This is a genomic window from Clostridium sp. BSD2780061688st1 H5 (genome assembly GCF_005845155.1).
Lineage (GTDB): Bacteria > Bacillota > Clostridia > Lachnospirales > Lachnospiraceae > Claveliimonas > Claveliimonas intestinigallinarum.
Genome location: NZ_SPGT01000011.1, coordinates 91,088 through 117,775, shown reverse-complemented (window position 1 = coordinate 117,775; position 26,688 = coordinate 91,088). Strand labels below are relative to the sequence as shown.

Genomic DNA, 26,688 nt, shown 5'->3' with positions numbered 1-26,688 from the left:
GATTTTACAAAAATATTTTATGGAAAATGCTGAAAACCCCTGAAATTAAAAGGATTTTTTGAGAGAAATAAAATCCGGGTAAAAAAAGTAGTGGCTGTTGCATTTTTCATTCTAAGCGGTAAAATGAAATCTGCCAAGGTTAGTGATAGCTAACCGAAAATACAGAGAAAGGGGTACCGTTTATTATGGAACAAAAACGAACCGGATTGTCCTATGTTTTTACGCTCGCCAGGGAGGAGCTTGGAAAGCTAGGTATGGGAATGGCTCTTGCCGTTTTTTGCTCCGCGCTTTCATTTGTTCCGTATCTGGTGGTATACCGGATACTGCTTTTAATTATTGAGAATGAAGTGACCTTTGGGGCAATGGCGATGTGGGCATGTATCGGGATAGCGGCAGCCATATTGCAGGCGCTTCTCATGTCCATCGCAGGCATCTGCTCCCATGCGGCGGCGTTCAATACCATGCACAGGATCAAAGTGAGGGTACTGGAACATATGTCCGGATTTAACCTGGGATTTTTTCAGGAACACGCGCCGGGGCAGATCAAAACGACACTGTTTGACGATGTAGACAGGATTGAGCAGTTTCTGGCTCACAGTACACTGGAACTGGCGCAGGCTGCTGTCGTCCCTCTTATGATGTTTATCTTTATGCTTCGTCTGCATTGGGGAATGGCGCTTGTCATGCTGATCCCTATGATTTTGGGGATTGCAGTCCCCATGATGCTGATGGGGAGGTATCCGGATATGACCGAGGAATTTGCCGGGAATACGGAAAATCTGAATGCGTCGGCAAACGAATTTATCACTGCCATGCCGGTGATCAAGATGTATCATCTGACTGCGGAGAAGTTCGAACAATACCGAAATGCCCTACAGCTTTACACTGCCTGCTGGAAAAAGATGTGCATATCGTCCTGCTACCCACTATCTATTGCGCTGGTTGTACTGGATTCGGCCATCTTATTTACATTGCCAATTGGCGGCTGGCTGTTTCTGCGGGGATCCCTGCCGATCGCAGCCTATCTGCTGTTTATTCTGCTCACCATGTGTTTCTTTACATCGTTCCTGAACATGGTAACCATCTTTATGCAGTCCATGGAACTGGGAAGCGGGCTTGATCATATCCGGAAGATCATGGGCATGGACAAAATGGAAAGCGGAAGCGCCGTTTTGCCGAAAGATGGCTGCTATGCAATCGACTATGAGAATGTATCTTTCCATTACTCGGAGGGGGAAAAAGAAGCCCTGACTTCAATCGATCTCCATCTGGAACCCGGGAGCATTAACGCGTTTGTCGGTCCCTCCGGCGCAGGCAAAACAACGGCTGTTCAATTACTGGGGCGATATTGGGATACCACGGCCGGAGCGATCAAGATCGGCGGCGTCCCGATTACAGATCTGAAAACGGAAAACCTGATGGACCTGACCGCCTTTGTGTTTCAGGATGTCTTTTTGCTTGAGGATACGCTGCTTGAGAATATCCGTATGGGGACTGATGCCTCAGAAGAGCAGGTCCGCAAGGCGGCGCAGGCGGCACAGATTGACGATTTTATTATGAGCCTGCCTCAAGGCTATGCCACAAGGATTGGCGATGAGGGCGTCAAGCTGTCCGGCGGACAGCAGCAGCGTATTTCCATTGCCAGGGCAATCCTCAAAGACGCGCCTATTGTTGTGTTTGATGAGGCGACTTCCTACTCGGATATTGAGAATGAGCATAAGATACAGGTTGCCCTTCAAAACCTTCTGAAAGGCAAGACAACCATTATGATTGCCCACCGGCTTCATACGATACGAAATGCGGATCAGATTGTGGTCTTTCAAGACGGCATGACAGCCGAACAGGGTACCCATAAAGAATTGCTTGACAAAGGCGGCGTGTACAGTCAGATGTGGGATGCTTATACACAGACCACGGTTGGAAAGGAGGCGGTATAAATGCTGCGTATCATGAAAAAGCTTCTCGGAGAAAAAGGAGAGCAGCTGGCTTTCCCCATTGCGCTTATGTCGTTGGATGCAGTCTTCAGTATCATTTTGTACTTTATTCTGTATTTGACGGTAATCCATCTTCTGGACAGCGCTCTGACAGCACAGCGGATTGCTGTCTTTACCGCGGTTTGTCTGGTCAGCGTTATCATTCGCCTGGTGATCTATCGGAATGCTTATTATCTCTGCTTTGTCAGGGGCGCGGAAATGTGCGGGAAGATGCGCCTTGATCTGGCCAACCATTATCGATCCCTAAGTCTGGGCTATTTTAATCAGAACAGCAGCGGGTATCTGCTTGGCACATTAACGAGGGATTTGAGCAACTTTGAAGCGGTGATCACCCACGCACTGCCGTCTGTCGTAAAGACAATCGTGATGGCTGGTTTAGTGTTGATCGGTACATTTTTTATAAATTGGAGGCTGGCATTGGCGGAATGTGTCGTGTTGATCATTGCCGCGCCCATCCTTGCGTGGGGAAATCGTCTTGTAGAAACGTATGGAGCGCAAAAGAGAGAGCTTACTGCCAGGATGATCTCGATTGTTCTTGAATACATCAAGGGCATGAAGGTATTTAAGTCTCATAATATGACAAGCTCCCATTTTTCCAGGATGTCCGATACCCTGGAGAAAATCCGCAGGGTCAGTGTGAAAGCCGAAGTAAAAACAGCAGCGCCGACAAGTATGTATTCGATTGTTGCGAACTTTCTCCTCCCGTTGGTTGTCCTTGCGGGAAGCTATCTGTTTCTCGGCGGTACGATTGAGCCGGATCAGCTTGTAGCCTTTATGCTTTTGAGCCTTGCCCTCTCAGCGCTTTTGATTTCCTTTGAACATTCCTACAATATGCTGAAGGATCTGAAGCTGGCTGCTGTCAATCTGGAAAAAGCGTATGATACCAAGCCTCTCCCGTATCAGGAGGAAAATGTAAAGCTGACGCATTTCGATGTTTCTTTTGAACATGTGGATTTTTCCTATACCAAAGAAACTGATGTATTGCACGACATCAGCTTTTATGCGAAAGAAGGCAGCACAACTGCATTGATCGGACCCTCTGGTTCAGGAAAATCCACGATTGCCAATCTGATTGCCCGCTTTTGGGATGCTTCAAATGGGCGGATCTGTATTGGCGGCCGTGATGTAAAGGAAATGAACCCGGATGGAATTCTGCATTATATCAGTGAAGTGTTCCAGGATAACACACTGCTGTCTGACACGGTCTACAACAACATCAAAGCCGGACGGGAAAACGCGGCGGAAGAGGAGATTGTTGCTGCGGCAAAAGCGGCACACTGCCATGATTTCATTATGAAGCTTCCGGAAGGCTACCAGACCCATCTCTCCGAAGGAGGCAATACGCTTTCCGGCGGTGAAAAGCAGCGGATCGCCATCGCGCGGGCCATTCTGAAAGACGCGCCCATCCTGCTCCTGGATGAGTCTACGGCATCGCTGGACGCAGACAATGAGGCAAAAATCAACCAGGCCCTGGATCGGCTGATGAAAGGGAAAACAGTATTTGTAATCGCTCACCGGCTCAATACAATTCAAAATGCCGACCAGATAATCGTACTGGATAAGGGGCGCATTGAGGAGAGGGGGACCCATGCGGAGCTAATGCAAAAACAGGGGCATTATTACGAAATGGTGCAGGAGCAGGAGAAGGCAAAGGCGTGGATCGTGAAAGGGGCATGATAGGAAAGCTTCACCAGCTTCTGATCCCCCCTCTATTTCCGCCCCACCAGCATCCGGGACTCGCCCAGCATCATCATGGCCGCCCGCCGGCGTGAGCCGAAAGCCTCCCGGGTCGTGTCGATGAGCCGCACATCCTCATAGCCCATGTCCCGCAGCTCCTGGGCGAAGGCCTCCATATCCCCGTACATCCGGGGCTTCATGTTGTCGTTGATGGCGAACACACCGCCCTTTTTCAGCACCCGCAGGGTCTCCAGCAGCAATGCCTGCTTGTCCGAACCCCTGATGTTGTGGTAGACGTAGTTGCTCACCACGGCGTCGAAGCTTTCGTCCGGGAAGTCCAGCTTGTTGGCGTCCCCGTGCTGAAAACGACACCGGGCGGCCACGCCTTCGCTGGCGGCGTTTTTCTCACACATGGCCTGGCTGTAGCCGAAGTCCACGCCCCAATAGTCAATACCCACCACCTGGACCGATGACCAGGTGAGGGCCGCCCGGATGGACAGGGGCCCGGAGCCGCAGCCCACGTCCAGAAGTTGCCCCTGCCCGTCAAAATCCAGATGGGAAAGGACAGCCAGGTGGGTCCGCCCCATCGTGCCGCCGCCCCCAAAGGCGTACTGCCGCCGTATCCAGGTGATCCAGCCCAGCAGCGCCAGCAGAAGAAGTGCGGCGATCACGAATACCGCACCAAGCGCCGTGATATGGAATACTGTGAAGGACAGCACAGTCAGCACCGTGGACAGTGTCAAAAGGGCGCCTGCCACATAGAAAACAGGGTTTGACATCCAGCTTCCGTAATCCTCTCCGTGAGTCCCAAGGCGGATTGCCCTTTGTTGAACGTGATCTTGCTTCATTTGAACCGTCTCCTTTCACTTGTAAGCAAATCAGTGAGTTAGAAACAACTAACTTACATGTGCTCAGTATATCCTATCCCGCAGGAAAAAGCAACCTATCAAACAGATTTGAAGCTGTTTCGGCCGTTCATTATGCCAGCTTCCAGCCGGCCGCCTCTTTTCTCGCGTTCAGGAAATCCCGATACAGTCCCGGCTTTTCCGAGAGCTCGGCATGAGTTCCCCTCTCTGCGATGACGCCCTCATCCAGCACGAGGATCTGGTCTGCCTTCTGCACGGTCTTCAGCCGGTGGGCGATCATGATGATCGTCTTGTCCCGCGTCAGCTCCTCCATTGCCTTCTGGAGCTTGTCTTCGTTTTCCGGGTCTACGTTGGCCGTGGCCTCGTCAAAGATGATGATGGGCGCGTTTTTCAGCATGGCCCGGGCGATGGCAATCCTCTGGCGCTCCCCGCCGGAGAGATGAGCGCCGCCTCCGCCTACCAGGGTGTCGTAGCCCTGCTCCAGATTCCGTATGAAGGCGTCGCAGCCTGCGGCCTTTGCCGCGGCCTCCACCTCCCTGTCGCTGGCCCCGGGTTTTCCCATGCGGATGTTCTCCCTTACCGACTCATTGAACAGGTAATTGTCCTGGGAGACGAAAGCCGTCTGCTCGTAGAGCTGGGAGAGAGGAATGTCCCTCAGGTCGTGGCCGCCCAGGGTGATCGTTCCCTTCTTCACATCCCAGAACCCGGCGATCAGCTTGGCGATGGTTGACTTCCCGCTGCCGGAGGGGCCCACAAAGGCGGTCACAGTCCCGGACGGGATGGCCAGGGAGACGTCGTGCAGGATCTCCTGATCCGCATGGTAGCCGAAGGAGACGTGGCCCAGGCGGATATCCATGGAGTCGAAGGATACCGGCGTCATGCCGTGCTGCTGCTCCTTGCTGTTCAGGATGGAGTCCACCTGGCCTACGATAGTCCCCACCTTTGCCAGGCTGTCCACAAAGTCCATGGCGGCGAGCAGGGGGCCTGCAATGCCAAGGGAGAGGATGATCACGGTAACAAAGGTCTCGATGTCCAGAGAGCCGCCCAGATACAGGGCCCAGCCCGCGGGAAGGATGGTGATCAGGGTGGTGGGGGCCAGCGTTCGGGAGATGGACACCGGCAGCTGGCAGCTCTTCATCCAGTGATAGAAGTAGGATGCGTTTGCGAGCACCCTTTGGGACAATTTTTCATAGGAATGTTTCCCCTGGTTAAATGCCTTGATCACCTCGATGCCGCCGATATACTCCACGATGGTGGAGTTCATCTCCTGTGTCACCTTGACGGAGCCCTCATACTGCTTCCCGTAATTGGCCATCACAGCCATCATGAACGCCATTCCCACAGGGATGGAGACAAGGGAGAGCAGAGCCATCCGCCAGTCAAGGACAAAAAGATAGACCAGGATGCACACCGGCGCCAGGATGTTGGACGTCATCTCCGGCAGAAGATGGGCGAGAGGCCGTTCCATGCTCTCCACCTGGTCCACGATGATCTGCTTCATCTGTCCGCTGGGGGTGTCCATGACTGTTCCAAGCGGAAGCTTTGGCAGCTTGGCAAGGATGCGCTCCCTGATTTCTTTTAAAATAGAGAAGGTGGCCTTGTGGGACATGGAAAGCGCGAGAGCATAAAGGACTGCCCGCAGGACGTAGCCTCCCAGGGCCGCGGCGCACCAGAGCAGATAATATGAGGCGCACTGCTCCCGATGGATGAGTCCGATGATGATCTGCGCCGCCGCGAAATACGGCAGTATCCCGCACAGGACGCCGATGGAGGCAGAGAGGACCGCCCGTATCAGTCCGCCGTGATATTGTTCTCCCAGCTCCCACAGACGGAGCATAGGACTTTTTTGCTGCATAAGAATTCCTCCTTTTTGGCGGTTAGGAAACACTAACATGTGATTTTATAATAAGGCTGCCGCCTGCGGTACCGGACAGGAAACAGCCTGATTACCAGTGAGCTTTGAAAGCCCTCTATTCCGGGTTGAAGATGGTGGTGAAGCCCTGCATGTGATATCGGTTGAGAAGCCGGATGTATTTGTCCGCGTCGGCCCTTTCCATCCTGTGCCGAACCACCTCGAACATGCCGTTGAAATAGGCGGTTGTGACGATGTGGATAAATTCCTCGGTGATCAGTCCGGACTTTACGCTCTCGCACCCGATGACTTCCATATATTTGTAGGTGTAGTCCACCTCGATATCTACCAGCTTATCCAGAAAAGCAGAGAAGCGGGTGCCCTCCGCGCAGTCCAGGAGAAGCCGGAATTCATCGAAATGTTCATAAATGCAGTCCAGCATCCGCATCTGATGGTCTGCCGTATACTGTCCCATCTCGGCCCGCTGTGTATCTTCACTCAGATTGTGGAAATCTTTTTGTGTCTTTAAAAACATTTCCGTGAGCTGGTCGGCGGCGGGACCGACGATCGCCTCAAATAGCCCCTCCTTGTCCCCGAAGCGGGTATAGATGGAGCCTGTGCTTGTGCCGGCCTCCTGGGCGATGACCCGAAGGGATGCATCCCTGTAGCCCTTCTCTAAAAATTCCTTTTTGGCGCAGGAGAGGATTGCCTCGTACACGCCTTCTATCTGCTTTGCCATACCAGATCTGCTTCCTTTCAACTAATTTATAACACTGTTTTGAAACGATGTTATGATTATAGACGATTTCGGGAGCTGTGTCAAGAGGGGAACAGGAATGATCCTGCTGCCCGCTCTCACATGAGCCCTATGCCTGACATTGATATCCTGTTATAAAATATAAGCATTTGCCCTCTGACCGAATAGCTGGTAAATTAGAAGTAAAAAGAAACCGGATAGTAAGAAAACCTACAGGAGGGATCAGGATGGAACTGCGTGTGCTGAAATATTTTCTGACAGTGGCGGCCGAGGGGAATATCACGAGAGCCGCCGATATTCTTCATGTTACCCAGCCCACACTCAGCCGCCAGCTGAAGGAGCTGGAGGACGAGATGGGGACGGCGCTGCTGATCCGGGGGAAACGCTCTGTCACGCTGACGGATGAGGGCTTCCTGTTCAGGCAGCAGGCGGAAACCATTGTAGAGCTGGCGGACAAGCTGGAGCATACATTTACAGACAAGAAGGACATCATCTGCGGCACTGTGCGGATCGGCGCCACGGAGGCTGTGGGCGGGCGCACACTGGCTGTCTGCATGAAAGAATTCCGTGAAAAATATCCCGGCGTTCAGTTTGAACTCTACAATGGAATGGCGGACAATATCAAAGAGATGATCGAGCACGGCCTGCTTGACCTTGGCCTTGTGATGGAGCCCATTGACACCGCAAAATTTGAGTATGTGAGGATGCCCCAGAAGGAGACCTGGGGAATTCTCGTCCGACGGGATCACCAGCTTGCGAAAAAGGAGACCGTGACAGCGGAGGACATCAAGCAGTATCCCCTGATCATGCCGGGGCGGGAAAACGCGAAGGAGCAGATCCTCCACTGGATGCAGTGTGAGGAGCGCCATCTGGATATCCCGGCTTACTACAATATCCTTTCCAATGCGGCTCTTCTGGTGGAGGCCGGGATGGGGTGCGCGGTCTGCCTGGACGGAGCTTTGTCCATCCATGCGGATCCGGAGCTCTGCTTCCGGCAGATCCACCCGGCGCATGTCACAAGGAGCGTGATCCTCTGGAAGAAAAATCATCTGTTTTCCCAGGCGGCGTCTCTTTTTGTACAGACAATACAGGAGCATTGAAAATGGCTGCGGCATCGGCTTACGGGTCTGATGCCGCAGCCATTTTCTGCCATGCGGGGAAAGCATGATTTCCCATACCGGACAAGTATTAGACAGAACGGGGCGGCCATAGGATAATGGACGAAAAGGAGGGCCGCCATATGCAGGGAAATGTTTTGATTGTCTGTTATTCCTATTCAGGGAAAACCCGCAGGATCGCGGAAGTGATACAGAGACAGACAGGAGGGCGTCTTGGCCGGATCTATCCAAGACAGCCCTATCCGTCAGATTTTGAGAGGCTTCTGACCCAGGTGAAAAAAGAGATCCGGACGCGGACCAGGCCTCTGCTGCTCCCCGTAGATGACAAGGCGGATGCGTACGATGTGATCTTTGTCGGCACGCCCAACTGGTGCGGGACGATTGCTCCGCCTCTGGCGTCCTGGCTCAGTGAAAATGATCTGGCAGGGAAGACCGTTCTTCCATTTTTCAGCCACTGCGGAGGGGAGGACAGAGGGATGGAGCAGGCCGTCAGGGAACTCTGCCCGGGCGCGAAGATAGGGAGCAGTCTGTATGTGCTGGAAAACGGAAGCGGTGACCTGCAGGGCAGGATTTCGACGTGGCTGAAACAGAATTTTCCGAAAGATTGAAAGGGCATGGTCATGAGTGAAGAAAAGAAAAAAATGAAAACAAAGTCCAAAATCAGGCTGGCAGTGGACCTTCTCATGACTCTGGCGCTCCTGTTCCTGATGGGATATCAGCTCTGGGGAGAGGAGGCCCATGAATGGGCGGGGACAGGCATGCTCGTGCTCTTTATAGCCCATCACCTGCTGAACCCGGGCTGGCACAGAAATCTGTTCCGCGGAAAATATACAGGGATGAGAGCGCTGGTCACCGCGGTGGACCTTGTACTGCTGGCTGTGATGCTCTGCCTGCTGGCAAGCGGCATCATGGTGTCCCGGCATGTGTTTGCGTTCCTTCCCATCGACAGTGGGATGGGGACGGCAAGGCTGATGCACATGGCAGCCTGCTACTGGGGATTTGTGCTGATGGCGCTGCATCTGGGGCTCCACTGGGGCATGGCGCTGGCAGGGGCGCGAAAGATGTCGGAAAAGATAGCGGGAAAGACATCAGGAGAGATGCCGGGTGGCGGCTCAGGAGAGAAAGCGTCTCCCGGGATCCGAGCCCTGGTCCTCAGGCTTCTGGGCGCGGGGATCGCCTGCTATGGGATGTATGCGTTTGTGAGAAGAGATTTGGAAACTTATATGTTTCTTAGGACAGAATTTGTTTTCCTGGATTACAGTGAATCCCCGATCACTTTCTATATAGATTACGCGGCAATGATGGGGCTGTTTATCTGGATCGCCTACTATTTGTCCAGAATTCTTCAGAAGCACAGAAAACAGAAAGCTTGAAACGAGGTGGTTTTATGAGAAAGAAATTTGTGATCACACTGGTCGCTGCCATGACTTTTGCAGGCCTGCTGGCCGGATGCGGCAGGACACAGGAACCAGAGACAGAGGTCTCGTCCGGCGATGAAGCCGCTGGCACAGGCAGTCCGGGCGCTGCCGCCGGTTCCCCGGCGGTCTATATGACAACAGACATCAGCTCAGATGGATTGATCGCCGTCTATGAGGCCCTTCAGGCTTCCCCGGAGGGAAAGGCCCATATCCACAGCGGCGGCACCGGCGGCAGCATGTGGGGCGGAGACCAGGACGCTTTTCTGGAGTCCATGGCGGAGGCAGGAAAATCTGTTGTGGATTACCTGGATGGGAATATCCTGTATATCAATGTCATGAACCGTCTTTCTGTGGACTGCGACTGCGACGGGAACCCGGCTCAGCCTGACATGCACGATATCGGGATACTCGCGTCCTATGACCCGGTGGCCCTGGATCAGGCCTGTGTTAACCTGGTCTACAGCGCGCGGGACGGGGACTCTATGGTGGAGAGGATTGAATCCAGAAACGGTCTGCACACGCTGGAGCACGCGGAGGAAATAGGACTTGGCAGCAGGACATATGAGCTGATCAATATAGAAGGTTAGAGACGAGACGGCGGAAGGCGGGACGGCATGGAGATTTTGAGGAGAGAATGTATTTACATATGGTACTATTTCAGCATCCAGCTGGAGCAGGTTTTCTTTTACTGGGTATTGGGGATGGTGATCGGCTCTGCTATCTCTGTGTTCGGCAAAGGGAAGATCCAGTCCGCCTTTGGGGCTCTTGGGGGGAAAAGGCTGGGGGCGAAAAGATTTGTCCTCTATCTGGGCTATGTAATCCTGATTTCCCTGGTGATTGGGCTGACAGTAGATCGGATCCTGTGAGCGGACATCTTTGCCATATATAGGAAGATAAAAAATAAGTGGAAAATGAAATGAAGGAAAAGCAGATGAAAAAGCATATTGGAGACAGTATTGCGCTCTATCCCACGCCCCTTGTCGTGGTGGGAGCGATGGTGAACGGGAAACCGAACTATGCTCTGGTGGGACATGTGGGGATCATCGGACATGACCGGATCATGGTCAGCCTCGCGAAAGCCCACTATACTAATCAGGGTATTAGAGAGACGAGGGCTCTGACGGTAAATATCGTGGACAAGGCAATGCTGAAGAAAGCGGACCGCGCCGGATGCGTCAGCGGAAACAAGGTGGATAAATCCGGGATGTTTGCCTACCGCACAGAGGGAACGGGCGCGCCGGTCATCGACGAGGCTCCGGTTGTCATGGACTGCACTGTGGACGACATTTACGAGACAGAAGGCTTTGAGAGCTTCATCTGCAGGATCGACGGGGTCTATGCGGAGGAGAGCGTGCTGAACGAAGCCGGGAAGATCGATTACCGCACACTGAAGCCGGTTCTTTTTGAAATGCCGGCGTATGAGTATCTTACCACAGGGGACGTGATCGGGAAATGCATGAACCTGAGTGAGTAGCAGGATATTTTCTGTGCCTGGATGGGATGGCAAGCCGTTAAAGTATCCGCTGCTCAGAATTATACATGTGGGGCATGAAAAATGATGATTGACAGGTATTAGACTTAAGCCGGAATGCTTTTTATAATAATTATAGAAATCAAATAAATATTGGAGGGAAATAACATGGCAGAAATAAAAGATATTCCCAGGATTGCTCTTGGGGCATGGGCGTGGGGAAATGACGGTACATTTGGAGGAAACCTTGCGCCGGAAACTCTCAGGCCTGTATTTGACGCAGCGATGAAAGCAGGACTCAATCTCTGGGATACCGCGTATGCGTACGGGATGGGAACCTCTGAAAAGGTGCTGGGGGATTTCCTCAGAACAATCCCAAGAGACAGCTATTTGATCTCAGATAAATTTACCCCGCAGTGTGCGGATCCAGCAGCAGAAAATGCAGTGACCGCACTGTATGAAAAAAGCGCAGAGCTGCTGGGGACAGATTATATGGATTTTTACTGGATACACAACCCTGTGGACGCGCCAAAATGGGTGACAGAGCTGATCCCCCTTGCAAAGAGCGGAAAGATAGGGAAGATCGGTCTCTCAAACCACAGTCTGGCGGAAATCAAAGAGGCAGCGGATATCCTTGCCAAAGAGGGGCTGAAGATCTCCGCGATCCAGAACCACTACAGCCTTCTGAACCGGTCTTCCGAAACCTCCGGGATTCTGGACTACTGCAAAGAAAATAACATTATCTTCTTCTCCTATATGGTACTGGAGCAGGGAGCACTGACCGGAAAATACGACACAGAGCATCCGTTCCCGGCGGACTCAGACCGGGGAAGGACATATAATCCCATGCTCCCGGAGCTGGAGAAGCTGAATGTGGGGCTGAAAGAGATTGCGGACCGCCATCACGCGGCAATCGCGCAGATCCCGGTCGCCTGGGCAATCGCCAAAGGGACACTGCCGATCATTGGTGTGACGAAGGTCTATCAGGTGGAGGACGCTGTGAAAGCAGCGGAAATAGAGCTCACTGCGGAAGAGATCGAGACGTTGGAAAAACTTGGTGATGGGGCACAGGTGAATGTGATCCGTTACTGGGAAAAGGAAATGAAATAGAAGGACGGTTATTTCAAAAAAATCGCTGAAGTCTTGCGGCCTCAGCGATTTTCTTTGTTTTAACCCTATTTTTTGATGAATTTTGAGTCTGAAGCGGAAATCCCTTCGCTGTCAGACACGTATCTTTCCGCTCTCATATGCAGATCGTATTTCTCCCGGAGCTGAGCGATGGTCTCCATCATAGGTGAGGCGTGATGGGCGTCGAGTGCCTCCTGATCTCTCCAGCTGTCGATCAGCAGTACTGTCTCAGGATCCTTCATGGGGAAGAAGTAATCGTATTTCTCGTTCCCGGCTTCTGACCGGATCCGCGCGGCTGTCCCGCTTTTCTCCATCTCCTCGGCAAACCTGCGCGCATTGCCGCTCTCGCCTGTATAATATAAATTCATTGTGATGCTCATTTCATATACCTCGCTTCTCTGAAATTGATAGGATTTTATTTCTTTTCGTCCAGCAGCATGACGCCGTCTGCCGGATTATGGTCAATGGCTCCCACGATCCTGTGGGGCACATAGGGCTCCTCCAGAAAAGCGATGTCTTCCTTGGTGAGCTTTACGGAAAATGCCCCTGCGGCATCGTCAAAATGCGCGGCTTTTGTGGCTCCGATGATGGGAGACGCCACACCCTTGGCCCACTCCCATGCCAGCGCGATCTGCTGCATCTTCACGCCGTATTTTTCCGACAGAGAGTGGACGCGGCGGACAATCTCCATATCCTGCTCCTGGGTGCTGTCATATTTTCCCATCGCTGCCCGATCGGTTTTGCTGCGGAGAGAGTCGGAATTCCATTCCGGCCGGGTGAGGTGTCCCGCCGCGAGAGGGCTGTAGGGCATGAGGGATACATTCATCTGGCGGCAGATGGGGATCAGCTCCCGCTCATCCTCCCGGTAGAGCAGATTGTAGTGATTTTCCATCGCCACAAAGGGTGTCCACCCGTTATCCCTGGCGGCCAGCTGCATATTGTAGAACTGGTATCCGTACATGGCCGAGGCCCCGATGGCCCGCACCTTTCCGGACACCACAAGATCGTTCAGTGCCTCCATGGTCTCCTCGATGGGCGTCTCGTAATCAAACCTGTGGATGATATACAGATCCAGGTAATCCGTGCCGAGACGCTTCAGGCTTCCGTCCATCTCCCGGTGGATGGCCTCGGAAGAAAGCCTTCCCGGATTGAAGTAGACCTTTGAGGCGATGACGACCTTGTCTCTCGCGATATTCTTTTTGAGCGCGCGGCCCAGGTATTCCTCGCTGGTGCCCTCTGAATATCCGTTGGCTGTGTCGAAGAAATTGATGCCCAGATCCAGGGCGTGTTTTACGATCTTTTCTGTGGCGGACTCATCCACTGTCCAGTCATGCATTGTGCCGGCTTTTCCAAAGCTCATGCAGCCCACACAGAGCTTTGACACTTCTATATCTGTGTTCCCAAGTTTTGTGTATTCCATTTTGTTTCCTCCTTATCCAAATTATATGTGACTGCCGGCCTGATAGGCTTCGTCCATAGCCTTTGTGTTTTCCACTTCACCTTTTTGCCAGACTTCCTCTCCCCAGATACAGCCTTTGACCTGGTTTCCCAGGCCGGTAAAGATTGTGTTCAGCTCTTCCTCCACGAGCTTCAGCCCTTCTTTTCTGTCATGTCCGGTGATGATCAGATAGACATCATGTCCGCCGAGATTTTGCCATCTGGGAAGAAAGCGGTCGATCACTGTCTTCAGCTTTCCGTTCATAGAGTAGAAATAGGTGGGCGTCGCCACAACGATGACGTCTGCCTGCTGCATTTTATCGAGAATTTCTTCCATATCGTCCCTGAGGACGCCTCTGCCTGTTGTGAAGCAGGCGTAGCAGGCCCGGCAGAATTCAGTGCTTTTATCGTACAGAGAGATTAACTCTGTCCTGTGCCCGGCATCCTGAGCGCCGCGCATAAACTGGCGGCAGAGAATGTCCGAGTTTCCGTTTTTCCTCGGGCTTGCTGAAAGAATTAAAACATGTTTCATTTACATTCCTCCAATCTGATTGTCTCCCGTATTGTTTACATGAAATGCTGACACTGTGTCAGCAATATTATTATATTCTTTTGTTGACATTGCGTCAAGATGCTGATGATACTTGTCAGGACTTTGAAAGACTGATATAGTATAGGCAAATGGAAGGAGAGAAGGATATGGAGCTGTTGAGGACAGCCCTCCTCCAGATTGCCCCCTGCGGCACGCTGGAGGGCAATCTGAAGAAGGGGATAGAATACTGTAAAGAAGCGAAAAAGATGGGAGCACACATCGCCCTTTTTCCGGAGATGTGGAGCTGTGGCTACGATATAGGCAGCAGGAACTATGAGGAGTGGAAAAAGGAGGCGGTTCCGGCGGATGGCCCCTTTGTCCGGGCTTTTGGCGAGCTGGCCCGGGAGCTTTCCATGGCCATCGGCATTACATTTCTGGAAAAATGCGGAGCGGGATGCCGCAATGCGCTGGCACTATTTGATCGGAACGGGGAGAGGGTCCTCACCTACGCAAAGGTGCACACCTGCGAGTTCGGGGCGGAGGCGGACCTGTTGCCGGGAGAGGATTTCTATGTGGCAGACCTGGACACGCCCCTGGGCCCGGTGAAGACCGGAGCCATGATATGCTATGACCGGGAATTTCCGGAGAGCGCCAGAATTCTGATGCTGAAGGGGGCGGAGCTCATTCTCGTGCCCAACGCCTGTCCCATGGAGATCAACCGGCTCTCCCAGATCCGGGCCAGGGCCTTTGAGAACATGACGGCCATCTGTACCTGCAATTACCCGGGCACAGTACCGGACTGCAACGGGGGCTCCACCGTCTTTGACGGGGTGGCGTACCTGCCGGAGCTTCCGGGCTCAAGAGACATGTGTATCCTGCAGGCCGGATCGGAGGAGCCCTTTGTCAGGAGTGACCACCGGATATAGCCGGGGGCAACCGCGTATAGTCATTTATAAAATCCTGATTTTTAAGAAGGAGGATGCAGAACATGAAGATTGAGATTGGGAAAGAGTTCCCCGGATATTTCAAATCCCTGTACCCGGAGGAGTTCCAGCTTTTCTCCCACTTTGAGACGACCGCCGCTGTCCCCGGCGCGCTCTTTGCCATCACTACATGGAAGGAGAACGGGAAGCCCAATGTGTGCCTCCACAGCTGGAGCTGCTTTCACGGGGACAAGACCGCCTTTTTCGCGGTCATGGGCAATCTGTACCAGCACACCCACACCTACGCCAACATCCTGCGGGAGAGATGCTTCTGCGTCAATTTCCTGCCCATCAGCTGTTATGACAGGCTGACAGAGACTATTTTCCATAACGAGTACGACAGCGATGAGTTTCAGCCAGGGAATTTCACTCTGGAGGAGGCCAGGTCCATCCATGCCCCGGTGATAAGGGAGGCGTTCCTGACCATGGAGTGCACTCTGCGGGACGTGCAGGACTTAAGCGGCGCCGGCATGGCGGCCATGGTCATCGGAAAAGTGGAGCACATGTCCGTGGAGGAGGACTACGCCCAGGGCTATGCGAAAAGATACGGGGAGGAGGGCTTTATGATGCTTGTGCCCTCGCCCCAGAACCTTGTCACCGGGGAGCCGGATCTGTCGGCCATCGGGACGGTGAAGATTGAGAAATACGATTGAAGGGGAGAGAAAGCGTGGAACAGACAGTCATTGTAAACGGAACAAAGTACACTATTCTGAAGCTTCTGGGGAAAGGGAAGGGCGGCTATTCCTACCTGGCCCTTGCGGGAGGAAACTACGTGGTCTTAAAGCAGATCCACCATGAGCCCTGCGATTACTACCAGTTCGGGGATAAGCTGGAGTCGGAGCTGCAGGACTATAAAAGACTGAGAAATATTGGAATTCCCATGCCAGAGCTGCTGGACGTGGATCGGGAGAAGGAGAGGATCGTCAAGGAGTTCATAGAGGGAGAGACCGTGTATGACCTCGTGCTTAGAGGTGTGCTGCCGGAAATCTGCCAGGAGCAGGTCGAAGACATGTGCCTCCGCCTCGGCACGGCAGGACTTAACATCGATTATTTTCCCACCAACTTTATCCTGCGGGAGGGCGTCTTATATTATATTGACTATGAGTGCAACGACTATATGGAGGAATGGGATTTTGAACACTGGGGCGTCCGGTACTGGTCCGGGACGCCGGAGCTCCTGCAGTACGCCAGGAACCATGAAAATGAGTTTCGAAGGCAGCAGAGCTCTTTCTGGGCAGCCTTTGGCGAGGCGAAGAAGATGGTGCTCTCCACTGCCGCGAAAGACAGAGTTTCCTCCAGGATGATGAGCATTATCCAGATGGAGGGGCTTCTGTATTTTCAGACAGACCAAACCTTCCTCAAGTACAGGCAGCTTGCGGAGAATAAGAAGGCGGCTCTGTGCATGGACAATATACAGATTGAGGGCGTCTGCAGGGAGCTGGGACATCCCATGGAAAATGAGAGATTTGCCGGACTGTACAGAAAGCATTTTCCCGGCTCCTTTGAGAGGTATTCCGGCCTGAAAAACGAGAGGCTGTTTGTGATGAGCCCGGTCTACATCAAGAGATGGATCTACCGGGAGGGCCTGCCCTTTGAAGAGGTGTTTGAAGCGGAAGGAGAGAGGTATTCCCTGACAGAATACCAGGGGGAATGAGAGGAGACCTGCCTGTTTGGCCGCAGGAGCTGACCTTACTCATATATATTTATATATACCGCCGCGCTTTCCGGCAGTACTCCTCATATGCCGCCCCGAACTTCTCGCGGCACCATCTCTCCTCGGAGAGGATGATGAAATGGCCGCTGACCTGAAATGGGAGGACGACCCCGAGCAGGAGCAGTGACCTAGTCAGCAGCGCTATCCCAAGAAAGCAGAAAAAGTAAGAGACATACATGGGATTGCGGGAAAAGCGGTAAATTCCGTCAGTGTTGAGCCCGTTTTCATCCGGCGAGGCGAAGGCCGCCACCGTGACCAGACAGAGGAGCAGTCCCAGAAGATAGCAGATGAGCCCAAGGAGGAAGAATGGGGACAGAGCCGGCTTTACTGTGAGGAAGAAAGGATAGAGAATAATTCCTGCATTTGTCAACTGATATATGTAATAAGCTGGTTTTTCGTTTCCCTTCAGGGGTGCAAACATGGCTGCTCTTTGTAGAGAGGCTTTGTCAAGAAATGCCAGGACGACGAACCTGATAAAGAAAAAGGGAAGCAGCAGTATAAATCCGTTCATTTTGTTTCCTCCTGGAAATGTATGGCATACAGGCGCAGACCGAGAAGTCTGCGCCTGCACATTTTATTGGTGTAAATTTAATCGTTTCTTTTGCCCTCCAGCTCCCATATATGCCTGTCTCTCTGGAAGTAGAGGCATACCAGTATGCCTGCAAATGCGATCACAAAGAACAGAAAGGCTGCGCCTGATCCCTTTCCAGTGCCAAACAGGATGGACGGGATGCTGCCCCTGTCCTGGCCTGCCATAAAGGGCTCAAAGACCCGGTCTACGAGAACACCGCCCAGCAGATAGCCTACAGGTATGGTGAAAAACTGCAGAGTATTTCTCGCGGAGTAGACCCGCCCCTGCATCTCCAAGGGTATGTGGGTGCGGAAGAGGGCATCCATGTTGGTGTTCATGACCGGGATGAAGAGCCAGCCAAGGACAGCTCCCAGGCACCACACAGGGGTGCTCCGTCCAAGAGCAAGAAGAAAGTTTTCCGTGCTCATGGCAAAGAGGAGGGAGAGGCAGATGGCTCTGACCCGGCTCCTGGGTGCCGGCAGGAAGGTGGCGATGGCGCTGCCTGCCACATTTGCCAGGCCTGTACATGCGGATACCAATGCCAGAGCCCCCTGGCTTCCCCCGTTTCTGGAGAGAAGCATGGCGGGAAGGGCCGCATTGTACACCGAGGCCACCAGGTTGATGGAGGCCAGAAAGAGGATGAGATCCAGGATCCCCCGGTTTTCCCCCAGGTAGCGCAGGCCCTGGCCGGCAGCCACCAGCACAGACGACTGTCCCTCAGAGCCTTTGGACAGATCCCGCTCCGGTATCTTCACAAAGAAGACCAGACAGAGGAAGGCTGCCGTGAAGGTGAGAAGGTCAAAGGCGATGACCGCGTAAATGCCCAGGGCCGACAGAAGGGCTGTGGCGAAAACCGGCGCCAGTATAGTCACAAGGGAGTTGGAAAAGGCCCGCATCCCCGCTGCCTTCTGGTACTGCTCTCTGGGAGTCAAAAGGCTCACCGCCACATCCGAGGCGGGCTGCTGCAGGGTGTTCCCAAGACCGCTCAAGGCGTTGACCACATAGAGGTGCCAAAGCTCCAGGCGTCCGGTCGCAAGGAGGGCCAGGACGGAAAGCGTGCACAGGGCCGCAAAGCTGTCGCACACCAGCATGGTGAGCTTTTTGTTCCAGCGGTCGCTTAAGGCTCCCGCAAAAATGCTCAGCAGCACATAGGGGGCGTAGGAACACACAGTCAGAAGGGAGGAGGCCAGAGCCGACCTCTCCTGCTGGTAGGCCCATATGACAAGGGCGTAGCTCGTCATGGAGCTGCCAAGGGCTGAGAATCCCTGGGTGGCCCAGAGGATGATAAATGTATGTAATCCATTAAATAAAGTATTCAGTTTTTGTATCATGACTTTGCTCCTTTTCTCTTTTTTGATAAAACAGATCAAAAGTGCAAAGCCCTTTCCGGACGGCAGTATTTTCCATTTGACAAAGCTCCGTGTCAGTCCCGCCCGGGATCAGACTCTGCACGGAGCAGCTGCAATACAAAGCCTCACGTGGATGCCTCCTCTCTCAGAAAATGCGCATATGTGTCGTGTATCTGCTATTATACCGGAAACGTCTCCTGATGACAACATCGGCATTGACAGATGCCGCCTTTTGTTATACACTACATATTGTTTACAAGTAAACTATAGTGACCTTGCGGGGGAAGAGACATGCAGAGAACAGTGGAGGCCATGCTTGGCTATTTTAACCAGATCCGGCAGGTGTATGCCAATGAACTGAACAGGAAATTCGAGGAGGAGCGGTTTTCACCCAATGAGATTTCCATACTCATTCTCCTGTCCAACAACCGGACCATTGACACGGCCAGCCAGCTGCGGGTCATCCTGGGCGTCTCCAAAGGGCTTGTGAGCCGGAGCCTGGAGTCCCTGGCCGCCAAAGGACTGGTGGAGTGCCGGCAGGATGAGCGGGACAGGAGGATTCAGAGAATTTGTCTGACAGAGCTGGCAGCGCCTCTTGTCAGCAGACTGCAGGGGGAGATAAAAAAGATCAATGAAGCCTTTCTGGAGGGGATTTCCCAGGAGGAGATCGACCAGATGGAGGCGACTATGACGAAAATTCTTGACAGATTTACAGAAAAAGGAGAGAGATAGACAATGAAGATGGAGATATCGAGAGAAGTGAATCTGGGAGAGGAGCCCATAGGGCGACTTCTGATGACGCTGGCAGTGCCGGCCATCACATCCCAGCTCGTGAATGCGCTTTATAACATGGTGGACCGGATGTACATCGGGCACATACCGGAGATCGGCTCCACGGCTCTGACGGGAGTGGGGGTCTGCTTCCCCCTGATCATGATCATATCCGCCTTTGCCAGTTTGATCGGCATGGGCGGAGCGCCCAGAGCCAGTATCTACATGGGAAAAAAGGACAACAAAACCGCGGAGAAGATCATGGGGAACTGTTTTACGGCCCTGATCGTGATAGCTGTCATCCTGACGGCGGCGGTGCTCCTCTTCCAGGAACCCCTCCTCTATCTTTTCAGCGCCAGCAGCGATACCATAGGCTACGCCAAGGAGTACATGAGTATCTATGCCGTTGGAACCATCTTTGTGCAGCTGACGCTGGGCATGAACGCCTTTATCTCTGCCCAGGGATTTTCCAAGATCAGCATGCTCACCGTGGTGATCGGGGCGGTCACCAACATTGTGCTTGACCCGGTGTTCATTTTCCTGTTTGACATGGGCGTGGCAGGAGCAGCCCTGGCCACCATCCTGTCCCAGGCGCTGAGCGCCGTGTGGGCGGTCTGGTTCCTGTGCGGAAAAAAGACCGTGCTCAGGCTGAAAAAAGAAAACCTGCGCATCCGCCGGTCTCTTCTCATGCCCTGCGTGGGCCTTGGCGTGGCGCCCTTTGTCATGCAGTCCACGGAGAGCATCCTGCTTCTGTGTTTTAACTCTTCTCTGCTGAAGTACGGCGGGGATCTGGCGGTGGGAGCCATGACTATTCTGTCCAGCGTCATGCAGTTTGCCATGCTGCCCCTGCAGGGCCTGACCCAGGGCGGACAGCCTATCATCAGCTTCAACTACGGCGCGGGAAACATGGCCAGAGTGAAGAAGGCCTTCCAGATCCAGACGATCTGCTGTTTTACCTTTGCCTTTGTGCTGTGGGCGGCAGTGCAGCTTGTGCCGGGACTCTTTGTGGCCATTTTTACCAATGACGCCCAGCTTGCGGAGCTGACCAAGTGGGCCCTGCGGATTTACATGGGCTCCGTGCTCCTGATGGGCATCCAGATTTCCTGCCAGCAGTCCTTCATCGCCCTGGGCAATTCCAGAGTCAGCGCCTTCCTGGCTATTTTCCGGAAGATCATCGTGCTCATCCCCTTGATCTACATTCTCCCGGCTCTTCTGGAGGATAAGGTGTTCGCCGTGTTCCTGGCGGAGCCGGTGGCGGACGCCATTGCGGTGCTGACTACGTCTACTTTGTTTTACAGGGAGTTTAAAAAGCTCATGAAAAAAGCAGACGTTTAAATGACACTATATAAGACTATAAAGGAAAATCTCAGTATTGGAAATGATACTGAGATTTTTTTGTGTATGACGGGCATGCCGTCAGTCTGTGGTGAAAGTCCACAAGGGGCGTAGTTGCCAACGAACCCCATAGTGACTCCCAAGGTTTACATCGCGAGGTGTGGACGAGAAGAAGGGATAGCGAAATCGTAGCCTGACGAACAGAAACCTGATATAAGGCGTACATGGCGGATAAGCTGGCCCAAGATAGCGAAGTCCTAAAGGCAACCGTAACCCATGTGCGTAAATCAGGCGGGTAGACGAGGAAAGACTGGCAGGCTTATCCCGCGAGGTCTCACAGACGGAGATATACCGTAGTAACAACGAACTGTGAGAAGTCAGCAGAAGTCGTAGTAGGCAAAGCTCTGAAATGAGCGTTGCCGAAGGACCGAACAATGTAACCGTGTAATCAAATGTATGCCTCATGGAATACCTAACGGCAGGAATGGCGAAACGTAAATGAGCAGGTACTGCATAGCTTAGGGCGAATCCGTGAGAACGAGGAGAAAGCACACAAGGCAATGTCAGAACTGTTGGAAAAGATACTGTCCAAAGACAACATGAACACTGCATACAAAAAGGTCTGTGCCAACAAAGGTGCAGGAGGAGTAGATGAGGTGACGATTGAAGAACTCGGCGATTATATCAAAGAGAACTGGGAAAGTATCAGGAATCAAATCAGGCACAGGAAGTACAAACCACAGCCGGCCAGGAGGGTGGAAATCCCCAAACCGGATGGTGGAGTAAGAAAACTGGGAATTCCGACTGTAATGGACCGGGTGATCCAGCAAGGTATCGTGCAGGTGATAAGCCCCATGTGTGAGCCTTTGTTTTCAGAGTGGAGTTATGGCTTCAGACCGAACCGAAGCTGTGAAATGACAATCAGACAACTGCTTGTATATTTAAACGAAGGTTATGAATGGATCGTAGATATTGACCTGGAGAAGTTTTTCGATAATGTACCGCAGGACAAGTTGATGAGTCTGGTTCACGACATAATCAATGATGGCGATACAGAATCCCTAATCCGCAAGTACCTGAAAGCAGGAGTTATGACGCCGCAGGGCTACGAGGAAACAAAACTGGGAACCCCGCAGGGCGGAAATCTGTCCCCCCTGCTGTCAAACATCATGCTGAATGAACTGGATAAGGAACTGGAAACAAGAGGACTCCGATTTACAAGATACGCAGATGACTGTGTAATAGAGGTCAAAAGCGAATCGAGTGCAAAAAGAGTAATGCGGACGGTGTCGGACTGGATACAGAGGAAACTTGGGTTAAAGGTCAACATGACAAAGAGCCACATCACAAGGCCGACAAAACTGAAATATCTTGGTTTCGGGTTCTACAAAGACAGCAAGACGAAAGAATGGAAGTGCAGGCCCCATCAGGAGTCAGTGAAAAAGCTCAAAGGCAGATTGAAAGAACTGACTTGTAGGAAAATGGTGGGAACAGTCACGAGTAAGATTGAGAAAGTCAATCAGGTGACAAGAGGCTGGATTAACTACTATGCCCTTGGTTCCATGAAAACAGCAATGACAGAGATAGACGCACATTTAAGGACAAGACTCAGAGTCATCATCTGGAAACAGTGGAAAGTTCCAGGGAAGCGACAATGGGGCTTGCAGAAACTGGGAGTCGGGAAAGACCTTGCAAGGTTGACAGCGTATTGTGGAGATCGTTATTACTGGGTAGCGACTAAGACATGCGCTGTCAGGGCAATCTCTAAAGATGTATTAGCCAAAGCAGGGCTTATAAGCAGTCTTGACTATTATACTGAGCGTCATGCTTTGAAGTTATGTTGAACCGCCGTATGCCGAATGGCATGTACGGTGGTGTGAGAGGGGAGAGAAAATCTCCCCTACTCGATTTTATACGAAAAGCTGTTAGTGGATTTTATTCAAGAGCAAAATATGTGAAAAATAGCGAAAAAAAAGACATATTTTGCGTAGGTTATAAAGAGTGTTTGTGAAAAATAGTGAATAATTCAAATGAAATCAAAAAAAACTTGACAATATAGCACATGTAGAGTAATTTATAATTACAAAACGTGCTCGAGCACAATAAAAACTATGTAAGAAACGAAAGTGAAAGGAGAAAAAATGAAAAAGAAGATCATCAGTGTTTTGTTATGTGTATTAATGATGTCAGGATTAGCTGCTTGTGGTTCTGAAAGTGAAGGGAAAAAAGACAGCAATGAATCTTCAGGAGGAGAAAGTAAAGGATTTGTAGGGATCACGACCTCCATGTATACCAATGAAGGCTTGACACTTTTGTGTGATACGATGAAGGAAAGATTGGAAAAAGAAGGGTATGAAGTTGTTATCAAAGATGCAGATACGGATCAGGCACAGCAGACAAAAGACGTAGAAGATTTTATCAGTCAGGGAGCGGATCTCATCGTTGTAGAGGCATGCGATTCTGTTGGAGTTAAATCTGCATTTGAACTTTGTAATGCGGCTGATATCCCAGTGTTGAGTGTGAATCAGGTATTGGATGACTCTCTCTTGGATATGACGGTGGGATCTGTTACTGGAGATAACTATGAAGCCGGTTATGCTGTGGGCGAGGCAGTTGCAGAAGCCCTGGATTACAGAGGGACACTGACTATGCTGACATATGATGTTGCTTTTGTGTGCAGGGAAAGAGGGGATGGATTTAAGGATGCGATCAGCCAATACGATGATATCGATGTTTTGGAAGTTTTTGATGGCGTCTGTACGGAGGATGAAGCTATGAAGAAGACAGAGGATTGGCTACAGCAGTATCCGGATATTTCTGCTATCTTCGGAAACAACTCAAACTGTGGTATTGGCATCGCGGCTGCAGTCAGAGCAGCAGGAAAAACAGACGACATCTTGGTGGCAAACGTAGATGGACTTTCTGGAGATATCAGAAATATGGAAGATGGTGCACTGGATATCACAGCTGTTTATCCGATGAAAGAGATGGCAATAGAGGCAGCCGATCGTGCGATTCAGGTGTTGGAGACTGGTTCATGTGATGAGGATCCCCACATGCAGTTTAATCTTTGCACAAAAGACAATATTGACACATATAAGGAATATTGGGGAATCGAGTAGTCTGAAATTTACAGGGGGCAAGGATTATGGAAAAAGCCAAAAAATTACAGATGAAACAGATCAACAAGAGCTTTGGCGAAGTACAGGTACTGCACGATGTAGATTTCGGATTGGATAGGGGGGAGGTCCGTGCTCTTGCAGGTGAAAACGGGGCAGGGAAATCCACCCTGATCAAAGTATTAGGTGGGATTTACACCTGTAATTCCGGAGAGATATGGATAGATGGTGAGAAACTGACGCAGGGTTCTGTAGAAGAGGCGCAGAAGGCAGGCGTTGCTATAATCCATCAGGAGATCGTCCTTGTGCAGGATATGACAGTGGCAGAAAATATTTTTCTTGGGAGAGAGTTTAAGACCAAGGCAGGTTTTATTGATTATCCCAGGATGAATGCCTCAGCAGCGGAAATGCTTGGCAGGATTGGGCTTGATGATGTAAGCCCGGATACGATCGTGAGGGAACTGAGCATATCCAGACAGCAGATGGTAGAGATAGCCAGAGCACTTTCAATGAATGCAGGGATCCTGGTCATGGATGAGCCTACGTCATCTCTGACGGACAGGGAAGTGGAGTTCTTGTTTGAACAGATACGTTCTTTAAAAGAAAAAGGTACAGCGATCATCTATATTTCCCATAAGATGGATGAGATTTTTAAGATTGCAGATAGTGTGACTGTCATGAGAGATGGATGCCATGTGGTTACAAAACCATTATTGGAAATCAGCTATGAAGAGATCATCCAGAGTATGGTGGGACATAAGATAGAAGATTACTATCCCGACTATAAGGCTGTTCCTGGAAAAACGCTGCTTGAAGTCCGAAATCTCACGACAGAAAAGGTGCAGGACATTACGTTTTCTGTGGCCGAGGGGGAGATATTCGGCTTGATCGGTCTGATGGGAGCAGGAAGGACTGAACTGGCAAATGCGCTGTTTGGGATAGACCATGTGCAGTCTGGCGAAATTTTCATTGATGGGAAAAAGGACCTTCCTAAATCTACTAGGCAAGCTATTGACAGGGGTATAGCCCTTGTCCCTGAGGATCGGAAAACAAGTGGCCTTTTTTTGGAGAACACGATTGCTTTTAATATGACGATCACAGTCATGAAAGAGTTTATTAAAGGTGTTTTTGTCGATCAAAAGAAAGAAAAAAGTATCTTTGATGAGTATATTGGGCAACTGGAGATTAAAATGGCTGATACGGAACAACTTGCTGGAGAACTTAGCGGAGGAAACCAGCAGAAGATCGTTATCTCCAAATGGCTGGCAGCTCATCCTAGGATCCTGATACTGGACGAGCCTACAAGAGGTGTTGATGTAGGCGCAAAATCAGACATCTATCATCTCATCTGTGATATTGCCAGGCAGGGTGTCGCGATCATTCTGATCTCCTCAGAACTTCCTGAGGTCATGAATATGAGTACCAGGATCGGCGTTATGTGTGAAGGACAGATGGTCAAGATATTTGAACCGGATAAAGAAAAGGTGACGCAGGAGATCATCATGCATTATGCAACAGGAGGTTTTAAGCATGAAACATATAACCGGTAATTTGTTAGAAAACAAAGGCATGAATAAATTCCTAAAAAGGAACTCCATGATTTTGGTGGCGCTTCTGCTGCTAGTACTTGTCTTGGCTATCTTTACAGATACCTTTTTGACAGTAGACAACATCTTGTCTGTCATGCGGCAGATCAGTGTAGACTCAGTACTGGCCTTTGGAATGGCGATGGTTCTGATTATTGGAGGGATAGATCTGTCGGTCGGGAGTGTCTTAGCATTAAGTGGCTGCATTTGTGTGACTATGATCAACACAGGTATGCCAGCTGAAGTGGCTATACTGATTACACTTTGCTTTGGCGCTTTCTGTGGCCTGGTTAATGGTCTGGTTGCTACATTTACGACCATTCCGAGTTTTATCATCACACTGGCGACTCAGCAGTGTTTCCGCGGGGCATCTTTTTTGATGACGAATGGAAAATCAATCATGTGCTATGACGACCATTTTAATGCTATCGGAACAGGATATATAGGTCCTGTACCAATCCTGGCAGTTGTCATTGTCATCTGTCTTCTATTTACGTGCGTATTGCTCAACAGGACAAAATTTGGACGGGGCATGTATGCTATAGGAGGAAACAGGCATGCCGCTGTGTATGCGGGGATAAAAGTAAAAAGAATCACTACAACAGTATTTGTGATCACGGGGATGTTCAGTGCCCTTGCTGGCGTGATTGCTGCATCTAGAGTATATTCTGGACAGCCGAACGCAGGAGAAGGATTTGAGTGTAATGCCATAGCGGCAGCCGTGCTTGGCGGTGTGAGTTTTAATGGTGGGATCGGAACGGCCGGCGGAGTTATGATTGGTGTGCTGATCATGGGATTTATGAATAATGGACTGAATATGCTGCATGTCACATCGTACTGGCAGATCATCATAAAAGGTCTCCTGATCCTGTTGGCGGTTTACCTTGATACGATGAGGAGCAACAAGAGATTGCACAAAAAGAGGAGGAATAAACATGCTACAGATAAAGTGTAAAGAGGAGTATGAGAAATATTCAGTGATTCTGGAAGACGGGGACATAATGGTGTCC

Annotated in this window: 26 protein-coding genes; 18 read left to right on the top strand and 8 right to left on the bottom strand. The window is 51.3% G+C overall.

All coding sequences use genetic code 11. The features are described from left to right. Positions 1 to 185 precede the first annotated feature (185 nt). Both FGQ86_RS08950 and FGQ86_RS08945 read left to right on the top strand, forming a co-directional pair. Positions 186 to 1,937 (top strand): ABC transporter ATP-binding protein, encoded by a 1,752-nt coding sequence (locus FGQ86_RS08950; RefSeq protein WP_138303557.1) that lies wholly within the window; start codon positions 186 to 188, stop codon positions 1,935 to 1,937. Next, the gene (locus tag FGQ86_RS08945) at positions 1,938 to 3,671 is read left to right on the top strand and encodes an ABC transporter ATP-binding protein (protein WP_033126904.1); all 1,734 of its coding nucleotides are present in this window, start codon (positions 1,938 to 1,940) and stop codon (positions 3,669 to 3,671) included. Positions 3,672 to 3,703: 32 nt separating this feature from the next. Here FGQ86_RS08945 and FGQ86_RS08940 read toward each other — a convergent pair whose 3' ends face one another. The 3 genes from FGQ86_RS08940 to FGQ86_RS08930 all read right to left on the bottom strand — a co-directional run bounded on the left by FGQ86_RS08940 (position 3,704) and on the right by FGQ86_RS08930 (position 7,128). Next, a complete protein-coding gene (locus FGQ86_RS08940) occupies positions 3,704 to 4,519 on the bottom strand; it encodes a methyltransferase domain-containing protein (RefSeq protein WP_138303555.1) in 816 nt (271 codons plus the stop codon). Between the two features lie 130 nt (positions 4,520 to 4,649). Further along, entirely contained in the window at positions 4,650 to 6,392 is a 1,743-nt protein-coding gene (locus FGQ86_RS08935) for an ABC transporter ATP-binding protein (protein ID WP_138303553.1), read from the bottom strand. Positions 6,393 to 6,507: 115 nt separating this feature from the next. Continuing rightward, positions 6,508 to 7,128: a TetR/AcrR family transcriptional regulator gene (locus FGQ86_RS08930; protein ID WP_138303551.1), complete on the bottom strand. Its 621-nt coding sequence runs from the start codon at positions 7,126 to 7,128 to the stop codon at positions 6,508 to 6,510. A gap of 245 nt (positions 7,129 to 7,373) precedes the next feature. Here FGQ86_RS08930 and FGQ86_RS08925 point away from each other — a divergent pair, with 245 nt between their 5' ends. From FGQ86_RS08925 to FGQ86_RS08895, 7 genes are all read left to right on the top strand, one after another. Beyond that, on the top strand, positions 7,374 to 8,246 hold the full coding sequence (locus FGQ86_RS08925; protein ID WP_033126900.1) for a LysR family transcriptional regulator: 873 nt from the start codon (positions 7,374 to 7,376) through the stop codon (positions 8,244 to 8,246). A gap of 140 nt (positions 8,247 to 8,386) precedes the next feature. Next, positions 8,387 to 8,872, top strand: a complete 486-nt coding sequence (locus FGQ86_RS08920) for a flavodoxin (RefSeq protein ID WP_033126899.1) — start codon at positions 8,387 to 8,389, stop codon at positions 8,870 to 8,872. 33 nt (positions 8,873 to 8,905) lie between these two features. Continuing rightward, positions 8,906 to 9,637, top strand: coding sequence for a DUF4405 domain-containing protein (locus tag FGQ86_RS08915; protein ID WP_138303549.1), 732 nt, complete (start codon positions 8,906 to 8,908; stop codon positions 9,635 to 9,637). A 14-nt stretch (positions 9,638 to 9,651) separates the two neighbouring features. Continuing rightward, a complete protein-coding gene (locus tag FGQ86_RS16690) occupies positions 9,652 to 10,269 on the top strand; it encodes a DUF362 domain-containing protein (protein WP_138303547.1) in 618 nt (205 codons plus the stop codon). Between the two features lie 27 nt (positions 10,270 to 10,296). After that, positions 10,297 to 10,548 carry a hypothetical protein gene (locus tag FGQ86_RS08905; protein ID WP_195639066.1) on the top strand — a complete coding sequence of 84 codons (252 nt, stop codon included), beginning with the start codon at positions 10,297 to 10,299 and terminating at the stop codon, positions 10,546 to 10,548. Positions 10,549 to 10,586: 38 nt separating this feature from the next. Beyond that, on the top strand, positions 10,587 to 11,156 hold the full coding sequence (locus tag FGQ86_RS08900; protein WP_347562501.1) for a flavin reductase family protein: 570 nt from the start codon (positions 10,587 to 10,589) through the stop codon (positions 11,154 to 11,156). Positions 11,157 to 11,321: 165 nt separating this feature from the next. Further along, on the top strand, positions 11,322 to 12,263 hold the full coding sequence (locus FGQ86_RS08895) for an aldo/keto reductase (protein ID WP_138303545.1): 942 nt from the start codon (positions 11,322 to 11,324) through the stop codon (positions 12,261 to 12,263). Positions 12,264 to 12,328: 65 nt separating this feature from the next. Here FGQ86_RS08895 and FGQ86_RS08890 read toward each other — a convergent pair whose 3' ends face one another. From FGQ86_RS08890 to FGQ86_RS08880, 3 genes are read right to left on the bottom strand one after another with little or no spacing between them, the layout of a single operon-like run. Beyond that, positions 12,329 to 12,661 carry an antibiotic biosynthesis monooxygenase gene (locus FGQ86_RS08890; RefSeq protein WP_033126893.1) on the bottom strand — a complete coding sequence of 111 codons (333 nt, stop codon included), beginning with the start codon at positions 12,659 to 12,661 and terminating at the stop codon, positions 12,329 to 12,331. 35 nt (positions 12,662 to 12,696) lie between these two features. Further along, the gene (locus tag FGQ86_RS08885; RefSeq protein WP_033126892.1) at positions 12,697 to 13,701 is read right to left on the bottom strand and encodes an aldo/keto reductase; all 1,005 of its coding nucleotides are present in this window, start codon (positions 13,699 to 13,701) and stop codon (positions 12,697 to 12,699) included. A gap of 21 nt (positions 13,702 to 13,722) precedes the next feature. Then, the gene (locus tag FGQ86_RS08880) at positions 13,723 to 14,250 is read right to left on the bottom strand and encodes a flavodoxin family protein (RefSeq protein ID WP_033126891.1); all 528 of its coding nucleotides are present in this window, start codon (positions 14,248 to 14,250) and stop codon (positions 13,723 to 13,725) included. Between the two features lie 167 nt (positions 14,251 to 14,417). Between FGQ86_RS08880 and FGQ86_RS08875 the strand changes: the two genes are divergently transcribed. From FGQ86_RS08875 to FGQ86_RS16685, 3 genes are all read left to right on the top strand, one after another. Then, the gene (locus FGQ86_RS08875; protein WP_081958108.1) at positions 14,418 to 15,176 is read left to right on the top strand and encodes a carbon-nitrogen hydrolase family protein; all 759 of its coding nucleotides are present in this window, start codon (positions 14,418 to 14,420) and stop codon (positions 15,174 to 15,176) included. 62 nt (positions 15,177 to 15,238) lie between these two features. Next, complete coding sequence (locus FGQ86_RS08870) at positions 15,239 to 15,886, top strand: flavin reductase (RefSeq protein WP_033126890.1); 648 nt, start codon at positions 15,239 to 15,241, stop codon at positions 15,884 to 15,886. Between the two features lie 14 nt (positions 15,887 to 15,900). Next, entirely contained in the window at positions 15,901 to 16,887 is a 987-nt protein-coding gene (locus FGQ86_RS16685) for a pyridoxamine 5'-phosphate oxidase family protein (RefSeq protein ID WP_081958107.1), read from the top strand. Positions 16,888 to 16,936: 49 nt separating this feature from the next. Here FGQ86_RS16685 and FGQ86_RS08860 read toward each other — a convergent pair whose 3' ends face one another. Together FGQ86_RS08860 and FGQ86_RS08855 are read right to left on the bottom strand one after the other, a co-directional pair. Continuing rightward, positions 16,937 to 17,458: a methyltransferase gene (locus FGQ86_RS08860; RefSeq protein WP_033126889.1), complete on the bottom strand. Its 522-nt coding sequence runs from the start codon at positions 17,456 to 17,458 to the stop codon at positions 16,937 to 16,939. Positions 17,459 to 17,535: 77 nt separating this feature from the next. Continuing rightward, positions 17,536 to 18,849, bottom strand: coding sequence for an MFS transporter (locus FGQ86_RS08855; RefSeq protein WP_033126917.1), 1,314 nt, complete (start codon positions 18,847 to 18,849; stop codon positions 17,536 to 17,538). Positions 18,850 to 19,158: 309 nt separating this feature from the next. Here FGQ86_RS08855 and FGQ86_RS08850 point away from each other — a divergent pair, with 309 nt between their 5' ends. The 6 genes from FGQ86_RS08850 to FGQ86_RS08825 all read left to right on the top strand — a co-directional run bounded on the left by FGQ86_RS08850 (position 19,159) and on the right by FGQ86_RS08825 (position 26,633). Then, positions 19,159 to 19,599 carry a MarR family transcriptional regulator gene (locus tag FGQ86_RS08850; RefSeq protein ID WP_033126888.1) on the top strand — a complete coding sequence of 147 codons (441 nt, stop codon included), beginning with the start codon at positions 19,159 to 19,161 and terminating at the stop codon, positions 19,597 to 19,599. A 3-nt stretch (positions 19,600 to 19,602) separates the two neighbouring features. After that, the gene (locus FGQ86_RS08845) at positions 19,603 to 20,973 is read left to right on the top strand and encodes an MATE family efflux transporter (protein WP_242842875.1); all 1,371 of its coding nucleotides are present in this window, start codon (positions 19,603 to 19,605) and stop codon (positions 20,971 to 20,973) included. 560 nt (positions 20,974 to 21,533) lie between these two features. Beyond that, positions 21,534 to 22,817, top strand: a complete 1,284-nt coding sequence (ltrA, locus tag FGQ86_RS08840; RefSeq protein ID WP_033126887.1) for a group II intron reverse transcriptase/maturase — start codon at positions 21,534 to 21,536, stop codon at positions 22,815 to 22,817. A 297-nt stretch (positions 22,818 to 23,114) separates the two neighbouring features. Beyond that, positions 23,115 to 24,095, top strand: coding sequence for a sugar ABC transporter substrate-binding protein (locus FGQ86_RS08835; RefSeq protein ID WP_033126886.1), 981 nt, complete (start codon positions 23,115 to 23,117; stop codon positions 24,093 to 24,095). Between the two features lie 26 nt (positions 24,096 to 24,121). Next, positions 24,122 to 25,642 (top strand): sugar ABC transporter ATP-binding protein, encoded by a 1,521-nt coding sequence (locus FGQ86_RS08830; RefSeq protein WP_033126885.1) that lies wholly within the window; start codon positions 24,122 to 24,124, stop codon positions 25,640 to 25,642. Then, on the top strand, positions 25,623 to 26,633 hold the full coding sequence (locus FGQ86_RS08825; RefSeq protein WP_052084158.1) for an ABC transporter permease: 1,011 nt from the start codon (positions 25,623 to 25,625) through the stop codon (positions 26,631 to 26,633). Before FGQ86_RS08830 ends, FGQ86_RS08825 begins: the two co-directional genes overlap by 20 nt. Positions 26,634 to 26,688: the final 55 nt, after the last annotated feature.

What these genes read in the sequence shown, in the direction of transcription:
- FGQ86_RS08880 (WP_033126891.1), bottom strand. Translation starts at nt 14,250, where the DNA reads ATGAAACATGTTTTAATTCTTTCAGCAAGCCCGAGGAAAAACGGAAAC.
- FGQ86_RS08885 (WP_033126892.1), bottom strand. Translation starts at nt 13,701, where the DNA reads ATGGAATACACAAAACTTGGGAACACAGATATAGAAGTGTCAAAGCTC.
- FGQ86_RS08835 (WP_033126886.1), top strand. Translation starts at nt 23,115, where the DNA reads ATGAAAAAGAAGATCATCAGTGTTTTGTTATGTGTATTAATGATGTCA.
- FGQ86_RS08925 (WP_033126900.1), top strand. Translation starts at nt 7,374, where the DNA reads ATGGAACTGCGTGTGCTGAAATATTTTCTGACAGTGGCGGCCGAGGGG.
- FGQ86_RS08915 (WP_138303549.1), top strand. Translation starts at nt 8,906, where the DNA reads ATGAAAACAAAGTCCAAAATCAGGCTGGCAGTGGACCTTCTCATGACT.
- FGQ86_RS08895 (WP_138303545.1), top strand. Translation starts at nt 11,322, where the DNA reads ATGGCAGAAATAAAAGATATTCCCAGGATTGCTCTTGGGGCATGGGCG.
- FGQ86_RS08875 (WP_081958108.1), top strand. Translation starts at nt 14,418, where the DNA reads ATGGAGCTGTTGAGGACAGCCCTCCTCCAGATTGCCCCCTGCGGCACG.
- ltrA (WP_033126887.1), top strand. Translation starts at nt 21,534, where the DNA reads ATGTCAGAACTGTTGGAAAAGATACTGTCCAAAGACAACATGAACACT.
- FGQ86_RS16690 (WP_138303547.1), top strand. Translation starts at nt 9,652, where the DNA reads ATGAGAAAGAAATTTGTGATCACACTGGTCGCTGCCATGACTTTTGCA.
- FGQ86_RS08825 (WP_052084158.1), top strand. Translation starts at nt 25,623, where the DNA reads ATGAAACATATAACCGGTAATTTGTTAGAAAACAAAGGCATGAATAAA.
- FGQ86_RS08950 (WP_138303557.1), top strand. Translation starts at nt 186, where the DNA reads ATGGAACAAAAACGAACCGGATTGTCCTATGTTTTTACGCTCGCCAGG.
- FGQ86_RS08850 (WP_033126888.1), top strand. Translation starts at nt 19,159, where the DNA reads ATGCAGAGAACAGTGGAGGCCATGCTTGGCTATTTTAACCAGATCCGG.
- FGQ86_RS08870 (WP_033126890.1), top strand. Translation starts at nt 15,239, where the DNA reads ATGAAGATTGAGATTGGGAAAGAGTTCCCCGGATATTTCAAATCCCTG.
- FGQ86_RS08940 (WP_138303555.1), bottom strand. Translation starts at nt 4,519, where the DNA reads ATGAAGCAAGATCACGTTCAACAAAGGGCAATCCGCCTTGGGACTCAC.
- FGQ86_RS08935 (WP_138303553.1), bottom strand. Translation starts at nt 6,392, where the DNA reads ATGCAGCAAAAAAGTCCTATGCTCCGTCTGTGGGAGCTGGGAGAACAA.
- FGQ86_RS08920 (WP_033126899.1), top strand. Translation starts at nt 8,387, where the DNA reads ATGCAGGGAAATGTTTTGATTGTCTGTTATTCCTATTCAGGGAAAACC.
- FGQ86_RS08930 (WP_138303551.1), bottom strand. Translation starts at nt 7,128, where the DNA reads ATGGCAAAGCAGATAGAAGGCGTGTACGAGGCAATCCTCTCCTGCGCC.
- FGQ86_RS08855 (WP_033126917.1), bottom strand. Translation starts at nt 18,849, where the DNA reads ATGATACAAAAACTGAATACTTTATTTAATGGATTACATACATTTATC.
- FGQ86_RS08890 (WP_033126893.1), bottom strand. Translation starts at nt 12,661, where the DNA reads ATGAGCATCACAATGAATTTATATTATACAGGCGAGAGCGGCAATGCG.
- FGQ86_RS08860 (WP_033126889.1), bottom strand. Translation starts at nt 17,458, where the DNA reads ATGAACGGATTTATACTGCTGCTTCCCTTTTTCTTTATCAGGTTCGTC.
- FGQ86_RS08845 (WP_242842875.1), top strand. Translation starts at nt 19,603, where the DNA reads ATGAAGATGGAGATATCGAGAGAAGTGAATCTGGGAGAGGAGCCCATA.
- FGQ86_RS08905 (WP_195639066.1), top strand. Translation starts at nt 10,297, where the DNA reads ATGGAGATTTTGAGGAGAGAATGTATTTACATATGGTACTATTTCAGC.
- FGQ86_RS08830 (WP_033126885.1), top strand. Translation starts at nt 24,122, where the DNA reads ATGGAAAAAGCCAAAAAATTACAGATGAAACAGATCAACAAGAGCTTT.
- FGQ86_RS08945 (WP_033126904.1), top strand. Translation starts at nt 1,938, where the DNA reads ATGCTGCGTATCATGAAAAAGCTTCTCGGAGAAAAAGGAGAGCAGCTG.